This window comes from Candidatus Frankia nodulisporulans (genome assembly GCF_902806475.1).
Taxonomy (GTDB): Bacteria; Actinomycetota; Actinomycetes; order Frankiales; family Frankiaceae; genus Frankia; species Frankia umida.
In genome coordinates, this window is record NZ_CADCWS010000025.1 from 23,499 (window position 1) to 29,828 (window position 6,330).

Genomic DNA, 6,330 nt, shown 5'->3' on the forward strand with positions numbered 1-6,330 from the left:
CCGGACGGTCGGCGGCGGGCCGTCGACCGTCCGGAGTCGGGTCCTGCGCTAGCGGGGACGGACGGTCAGCGGACCGCGTCGTAGCTGTGCGCGGGGGCGTTGCGGTCGAGCTCGTCGAGGATCGTGTTGACGAGTCCGGTGAGCAGGTGCAGCCCGCCGGCGTATCCGACGATCGGGAACCGGTGCAGGTGGTGCCGGTCGAAGATCGGGAAACCGACCCGGAACAGCGGCGTGTTGGTCTCGCGGCCGATCCACTTGAGCTGCATCGACCCGATGAGCAGGTCGACCGGCTCGGTGAAGACCAGCGAGCGCAGGTGCCAGAGGTCCTTCTCCGGCCACACGGTCGCGGCGTCGCCGAACTTGCTGGCGGAGAGCATCTTCTCCATCCGCGCCTTGAACGTGGAGTCGGCGTTGGTGCTCACGATGTGCACCGGGACCATGCCGAGCTCGAGCACGAACCGGGTCAGCGCGACGACGAGGTCGGGGTCGCCGGCGATGGCCACCCGCTTGCCGTGCACGTAGGCGCTCGAGTCCGTGATCGCGTCAACGAGCCGGCCGCGCTCGAGGGTCAGCTCGGCGGGCACCTTGACGTCGGCGGTACGAGCGACGGCGGTGACGAAGGCGTCGGTGCCGGTGACCCCGATCGGGGTCTCCAGCGTGACCAGCTCCTGCTTCCACACGTCCCTGATGAGCTCGGCGGTGCGGCGCAGGGTGGACTCCTGCAGGATGAAGCTCGCCCGGTTGAACTTCGCCTGCGCGCCGTCGACCAGGGTGGTGCCACCCGGGTAGAGGTCGTACTCACCGTCGGCCGGGGAGTCCAGCGACGCGGAGTGGTCGCCCAGGATGATCGGGTGGACGCCCATCAGTTCCAGCATCCGCCGGTACTCCCGGTGGTTGCCGACATAGGTGTCGAAGCCCGGGATGATGTTGAGGCGGACCTTGTCCGACTTCTCGATCTTCGAGGCGTCCGCATCGGCGGACTTCGACAGCGAGTCGAGGATGCCCTTGAGCATCACGTCGTAGCCGTTGATGTGCGAGCCCACGAAGCTCGGGGTGTGCGCGTAGGAGACCGGGAAGTCCTGGCTGATCGCCTCCTGCTCGCGCGCCGCGCCGATGTAGGAGAACAGGTCCTCACCGATGACCTCGGCCATGCAGGTGGTGCTGACCGCGATGTGCTTCGGCTTGTAGAGCGCGGACATGTTGTCCATCGCCTCGACGAGGTTGTTGATCCCGCCGAACACGGCGGCGTCCTCGGTCATCGAGGTGGACGCGGCGGGCACCGGCTCCTTGAAGTGCCGGGCGAAGTGGCTGCGGAAGTAGGACACGCAGCCCTGCGAGCCGTGGACCAAGGGCAGCGTGCCCTCGAATCCGAGCCCGGCCAGCACGGCACCGAGCGGCTGGCAGGCCTTGGCCGGGTTGACGGTCAGGCTCTCCCGAGCGAAGTTCTTCTCCCGGTACTCCCAGGTCTGGGTCCACTGCAGGACGCGCTCGACCTCCTCCTTGGAGGCCCCGTTCTCGAACTCGCGCTTGTTCTCGAACTGCTCCTGGTAGACCTCGTCCCGGAAGACGTCGTTGTGGTCAAGAACCTGCAGTGGGATCGCGCTGGTGTGCTCGGGCGTCGTCACCGGACGTCCTCCTCTCCCCTGGGGGGATGACCCGGGGGGATCTGCGTCCCCGGCGGGGCTGATGCCGGCCGCGGCAGCCGCCAGCACCCGTTCCGATCGCCTGCGCCGGCCGTGTTTCACGTGGATCATTCGAGCCGGCTGGCTCACGGGGGTGCCGGGTCACTGGCGGCTGCCTTGCGGCCGGACCTGGCTGACTACTGCTGCCCTGAACGGGCGTCTACTGCTGGGGCGTCATGCGCCCGGGTGCCGCCGGGGCGGCGGTGGGGTGGAGCCCACCGAGGACTAGGCGACCTCGCCGGCCTTCGACCAGGGCGCCTCAAGGAGGTCCCAGGTCGGGCTGTTGACGGCCTGGTCCATGTCCCGGGCGAAGACCGCGAAGCCGTCGACGCCGTGGTACGGCCCGGAGTAGTCCCAGGAGTGCATCTGCCGGAAGGGGATGCCCATCTTGTGGAAGACGTACTTCTCCTTCACACCCGCGCCCATCAGGTCGGGCTTGAGGTGCTTGGCGAACTCCTCGACCTCGAAGGCGGTCGGGTCGTCGTAGAGAACGACGCCTTCCTTGAGCATGCCGTAGGTCCGGGTGTAGTCGTCCTTGTGAGCGAACTCGTAGCCGGTCCCGATGACCTCCATGCCAAGGTCCTCGTAGGCACCGATGGTGTGCCGGGGGCGCAGGCCGCCGATGGCGAGCATGACGCGCTTGCCCTCGAGGCGCGGCCGGAACGCCTTGATGATCTCGTCGAAGCGGACCTGGTAGCGGGCGATCGCCGCTTCGGTCTTCGCCTTGATCTCGTCATCGAAGAATTCGGCGATCTTGCGCATGGAAGAGACGATCTTCGTGGGGCCGAAGAAGTTGAACTCGGTCCAGGGGGTGTTGTAGCGCTCTTCCATGGTGGTGCAGATGTAGTTCATCGAGCGGTAGCAGTGGATCAGGTTCAGCTTCGACAGGTGCGTCGAGGCCATCTCGTTGATCGTGCCGTCGCCGGACCACTGGGCGATGACCCGCAGGCCCATCTCTTCCAGAATCCGACGGGACGCCCAGACGTCTCCGCCGATGTTGTAGTCACCGATCAGCGCGACGTCGTAGTCGGTCTGTTCGAAGGTGCCCTCGCCGGTACCGAGGACATGGTCGCGAACAGCGTCGTTCGCGATGTGGTGGCCGAGCGACTGGCTCACGCCGCGGAAGCCCTCGCAACGGACCGGGATGATCGGCAGGCCGAGCTTCTTCGAGGACTTCTTCGACACGGCCTCGATGTCGTCACCGATCAGACCGATCGGGCACTCGGACTGCACCGAGATGCCCTTGGCCAGCGGGAACAGGTCGACGATCTCGTCGAGGACCTTCTCCAGCTTGGTGTCGCCACCGAAGACGATGTCCTTTTCCTGGAAGTCGGTCGTGACCTGCATCGCGGTCCAGTTGTTCACGCCGAGGTGGCCGTGAGCGTAGTTACGCCGCGTCGCCCAGGAGTACTGACCGCAGCCGACGGGACCGTGGCTGATGGTGACCATGTCCTTCACCGGTCCCCACACCACGCCCTTGGAGCCGGCGTAGGAGCAGCCACGGATCGTCATGACCCCGGGGCGGGACTTGATGTTGGACTTGACCTCGCACTCCTTCGACCCCTCGGGGTCGTTGGCCTTGATGTGCTTGGCCCGGAACTTCGCGGCCTTCTTCGGGTACTGAGCCAGGACATCGGCAATCATCGCCTCGGTCTCGGCCCGGGTCGGTACCGGCGTCGTCGTCATGATCGGGACCTCATCCTCGACGGTGGGCGGAAAAAGAGTCGGGAAAGGGAGGACGTCAGGCGACCGCGGCGGTCTTGCCGATGACGGACTCGTCCTCGACCTCCATGATTCCGAAGTCGATCAACAGCTGCTCGAGCTCGTCCATCTCGATCGGGGTCGGAATGGTCTTCATCTCGTTGTTGATGATCTTGTTGGCCAGCGTCCGGTACTCGTTGGCCTGGCTGTTGTCCTTGTCGTACTCGATGACCGTCATCCGGCGCAGCTCGGCGTGCTGCACGACGTTGTTACGCGGAATGAAGTGGATCATCTGGGTGTTCAGTCGCCGGGCGAGCTCCATGATCAGCTCGTCTTCGCGGTCGGTCTGACGGCTGTTGCAGATGAGGCCGCCGAGGCGGACACCGCCGGTGTGGGCGTACTTGAGGATGCCTCGGGCGATGTTGTTCGCCGCGTACATCGCCATCATCTCGCCGGAGGTGACGATGTAGATCTCCTGCGCCTTGCCCTGGCGGATCGGCATCGCGAATCCACCACACACAACGTCACCAAGGACGTCGTAGGTGACGAAGTCGAGGTTCTCGTAGGCGCCGGCCTCCTCCAGGTAGGTGATGGAGGTGATGACGCCACGGCCGGCGCAGCCCACGCCCGGCTCCGGGCCACCGGACTCGACGCACTTGATGCCCCAGGCACCTTCGACCAGAACCTCGTCGAGCTCGAGGTCCTCGACCGAGCCCTTCTCCGCCGCGAGCTGGATGACGGAGGTCTGCGCCTTCGAGTGCAGGATGAGCCGGGTGGAGTCGGCCTTGGGGTCACAGCCGACGATCATGATCCGCTGGCCGGCTTCGGCCATGGCCGCCATGGTGTTCTGCTGGGTGGTGGACTTGCCGATACCACCCTTGCCGTAGAACGCGATCTGGCGCATGTGGTGCTCCTCCTAGGAACGGTCGTCCGGCTCGCGGATCACCGCTGGTGGCCAGGCCGATCGGGCCGGCCATCGGACGCGGGTCCGCGGGCTGCCGGACGTGCCGCCGGTCGGGGTGGACCGGGACATCGGCACTACCGTGATGCGACTGGACCGAACCCGTGGTGCCACTCCGAGGCGGAGCCGGGTTCGGAGCCGGGTTCGGGCCTTGTGGTGCGAGTCCGTCGGCGCGGAGGCACGGTCGATCAGACCGGTTCCTCGCGCGTCTGGACCCCAGCTCGGGGGGCCGGCATGTCGACCCGCCCGAGAAGCTCTTGGAAGTCGCGGCCCTGCAGGCCGCGCTTGTACTGGGTGGCGGCAAGCCGAACCTGCTCGACGAGCGGTTCGAGCTCCTCCTCGGAGGCGGTGATGCCGCACTGCTCCAGTGCGTGTCGCACACCCGCCCGGCCGCTGTGCTTGCCGACGGTCAACCGGCGGCGCCCACCGACCTCGGCGGGGTCGAACGGCTCGTAGGTCGCCGGGTGACGCAGGATGCCGTGCACGTGGATGCCCGACTCGTGTGCGAACACCGACTCCCCGACCACCGCCTTGCCCGCCGGCAGCGGGCGGCTAGCCGCCCGTGACACCAGCTGGGCCAGCGTGCGAAACGACGTGGTGTCGAGGTCCACCGGCAGCTTCAGCAGGTGCCGAAGCGCCATGGCGACCTCCTCGATCGGAGCGTTCCCGGCGCGTTCACCCAGCCCCAGCACGGTGGTGCTGACCCAGGTGAACCCCGCCTGGACGGCGGCGATGGTGTTGGCCGTCGCCAGGCCGAAGTCGTCGTGGGCGTGGATCTCCCACGGCCCCGGGACCGCCCGGACCAGTCGCCCGAGCCGGTCGTACGCGCTCACCGGGTCGAGCAGGCCCACCGTGTCGGCCCAGCGCAACCGGGTGACGCCCAGCTCCCGCAGTTCGCCGGCCAGGTCGATGACGAACGAGTCGTCGGCGCGGGAGGCGTCCTCCATGCCGACACTGACCCGCATGCCCCGGTCGGTCGCGTCCTTGACACAGTCGCGGACCCGCAGCCGCGCCCAGGCCCGGTCCTTCTCCAACTTGCTCTTGAGGTGCAGGTCGGAGACGGGAATGGTCAGGTGCGCGGTCATCAGGCCGCAGGCGGCCGCGGCCTCGACGTCGCGGTGGTCGGCCCGGCACCAGCCCACGATCTCCGCCCGGGGATCGGTCGCGAGGATCTCCCGCAACACGTCCCGCTCGCTGACACCCATCGCCGGGATACCGGCCTCGATCTGGTGTACACCGATGGCATCCAGAGCGGCGGCGATGGCGAGTTTCTCGACCGCGGTGAATGCGACGCCAGGCGCCTGTTCGCCGTCGCGCAGCGTCGTGTCACAGAATCTGACCGCCGCGTCCGCCTGCATCGCCGTGGGGGATGAGCTGGGAAAACGTTCGTCTCGCACTGTCATCACCAGCCGTCGCTCCGGATGAGAAGACCATGGGCCGCGCCGCGAACTGCGGTTCACCGTTTGTTCTGCGGCGACATGGATCAGACTAGGAGGCGAATATTTCGCACTCGCAAGCGCGGGTAACTTCCCGGTTAACAGGTATTCATCGCAGATAGCCGAGAGCTTTTCCGAAGTGATGTCCGAAAGGACATCCGCAAAGAAAAGTCCAAGGTTGTTTTTTCCTTGGGCGGCGGGCCGTCCGACGAGGTAAAGCGGCTGCCGCGACCGTCGCTTCCCCCTGCGGGGTATCACGAAGGTGGACGTCAGGGCCCCTGCGGCCAGGCCTGACCGAGGGCCCGGGAGCCTGCCGGACGAAAGGGCGACCCAGGGTCGGACCGTCCGCACGTGCGGACGCCACGACACCGGCCGGTGATACCACCACCGACGCCCGTCGGAGCGGTTTGTCGGCGGTCCGGGTTACGAACGGGTTCACCGCGGGAACACCTTCCACTGTCCGGCCACCGGTTCGACGGTGCACCGGCACGCAATGTCCGACACGGCCGGACGACATCACCATCGGAATGTGCAGCAAGGGTTAACGACA

General features: G+C 66.9%; 4 protein-coding genes. All 4 read right to left on the reverse strand.

The window, feature by feature from the left end:
* Positions 1-65 precede the first annotated feature (65 nt).
* A complete protein-coding gene (gene nifK, locus G6R24_RS04810; RefSeq protein WP_225438125.1) occupies positions 66-1,625 on the reverse strand; it encodes a nitrogenase molybdenum-iron protein subunit beta in 1,560 nt (519 codons plus the stop codon).
* 282 nt (positions 1,626-1,907) lie between these two features.
* Complete coding sequence (gene nifD / locus G6R24_RS04815; protein ID WP_163547955.1) at positions 1,908-3,368, reverse strand: nitrogenase molybdenum-iron protein alpha chain; 1,461 nt, start codon at positions 3,366-3,368, stop codon at positions 1,908-1,910.
* Between the two features lie 55 nt (positions 3,369-3,423).
* Positions 3,424-4,287, reverse strand: coding sequence for a nitrogenase iron protein (gene nifH / locus G6R24_RS04820; RefSeq protein WP_163547956.1), 864 nt, complete (start codon positions 4,285-4,287; stop codon positions 3,424-3,426).
* A 245-nt stretch (positions 4,288-4,532) separates the two neighbouring features.
* Positions 4,533-5,750 carry a homocitrate synthase gene (nifV, locus tag G6R24_RS04825; RefSeq protein ID WP_163547957.1) on the reverse strand — a complete coding sequence of 406 codons (1,218 nt, stop codon included), beginning with the start codon at positions 5,748-5,750 and terminating at the stop codon, positions 4,533-4,535.
* Positions 5,751-6,330 lie beyond the last annotated feature (580 nt).

Excerpts from the sequence above, each read along its gene's own strand:
- nifD (WP_163547955.1), bottom strand. The coding sequence starts at position 3,368 with ATGACGACGACGCCGGTACCGACCCGGGCCGAGACCGAGGCGATGATT.
- nifH (WP_163547956.1), bottom strand. The coding sequence starts at position 4,287 with ATGCGCCAGATCGCGTTCTACGGCAAGGGTGGTATCGGCAAGTCCACC.